Source organism: Microbispora sp. NPDC046973, from assembly GCF_040644495.1.
Classification (GTDB): domain Bacteria; phylum Actinomycetota; class Actinomycetes; order Streptosporangiales; family Streptosporangiaceae; genus Microbispora.
The window spans coordinates 1-1,798 of the sequence record NZ_JBEYWQ010000080.1 but is presented as its reverse complement, the minus strand read 5'-3'; the positions used below and the strand labels follow the sequence as shown (position 1 = coordinate 1,798).

The 1,798-nt window shown below is 68.0% G+C and carries 1 protein-coding gene; it reads left to right on the top strand.

From position 1 onward, the window contains the following. A partial coding sequence (locus tag ABZ860_RS42770; RefSeq protein WP_357232594.1) for a condensation domain-containing protein occupies positions 1-1,798 on the top strand: 1,798 nt, incomplete at both ends.

Sequence of the window (1,798 nt, the reverse complement as noted above, 5' to 3'; positions counted from 1 at the left end):
CTCGCCGGCATCTGGGCCGACCTGCTCAACCTCGACCACGTCGGCGTCACCGACAACTTCTTCGACCTCGGCGGCCACTCCCTGCTCGCCACCCAAGCCATCACCCGCATCCGCGCCGCTTTCGGGACCGACACCGGCGTCGCCGCCCTGTTCGACCATCCGACTGTCGGTGAACTGGCCGCCGTCATCGACACCGGCACGGCGAGCGAGGCTCCGCCGCCGATCACACCCGTCGCACGCGAGCGGAAACTGCCGCTGTCGTTCGCCCAGCAACGCCTGTGGTTCCTCGACCAACTCCACCCCGGATCGGCCGAATACAACATCCCCACCCCGATCCACCTGCCCGAGCGACTGGACGTCCCCGCCCTCCGCGCGGCGCTCGACACCCTGCTCGAACGACACGAAGTCCTGCGCACCCGCCTGATCGCCGACGACGACGGTGTCCCCCACCAGGTCATCGACCCACCCACCCGGTTCGACCTGCCCGTGGTGGACCTGACGGATCGTGACAACCCGCAGGAGGCGGCCCGCGCCTGGATCGCCGCCGACGCCGCCACACCGTTCGACCTGGCCACCGGGCCGCTGATCCGCGCCACCCTGCTGCGCCTGGCCGACGACCGGCACATCCTCGCCTTATGTGTCCACCACGTCGTGTCCGACGAGTGGTCCGCGGGAATCTTCCGCCACGAGCTCGAGGCCCTCTACAGCGCCTATCAGAACGGCCAGCCGAACCCGTTGCCGCCGCTGCCCATCCAGTACGCCGACTTCGCCGTCTGGCAGCGCGACTGGCTCACCGGACCGGTGCTGGACGAACAGCTCGGCTACTGGCGACACCAATTGGCCGACCCGCCCGTGCTGGAGCTGCCGACCGACCACCCCCGGCCTCCGGTGCGCTCCGCCGCCGGAGCGGCCATCAGCTTCCACCTCACCCCCGAGGTGACAGCCGGGTTGCAGGAGTTGTCGCGGCGGGGCGGCGCCACCATGTTCATGACGCTGCTGGCCGCCTACACCGTCCTGCTGGGCAAGTACAGCGGCCAGGACGACATCATCGTCGGCACGCCAGTCGCCAACCGCACCCACGGCCAGACCGAGGACCTCATCGGCTTCTTCGTCAACACCCTGGCGCTGCGCACCGACCTTTCCGGCGACCCGACGTTCACCGAACTGCTGCGCCGCGTAAGGGCCACCGCCTTGGACGCCTACACCCACCAGGATGTGCCTTTCGAGCAGCTGGTGGACGAACTCGGCGTCACCCGCGACCGTTCCCGCACCCCACTGATCGCCACACTGTTCAACTACTCCACCAACACACTTGAGTGGGACAACCAAGGTCCGGACGAGGTGCCGCACAACGCGCTGTTCGACATCAGCCTCGTCATGGGACGGACCGCCCAGGGCAGCCTGGTCGGGTCGGTGCAATACAGCACCACCTTGTTCGACGCATCGACCATGCGCCGGCTCGTCGGACACCTCACCCGCCTACTGACGGCGATCGCCGAGGACTCAAAACAGCCGATCTCCACCCTGCCGATCCTCACCACCGCAGAACACCAGCAGTTGACAACCGAATGGAACGGCACCCCCTCCGAGCTCCCGCAAATCAGCGGAATCCACGAACTCATCGCCGCTCAAGCAGCCGTTCACCCACACGCGACCGCCGTGGTCTGTGGTGACGCCTCGCTGACCTACGCCGAGCTGGACGCCCGCGCCAACCAGCTCGCCCACCACCTGCTCGCAGCCGGGATCGGCACGGAAAACGTGGTCGGACTATGCCTGGACCGCGGCCCGGACATCATCA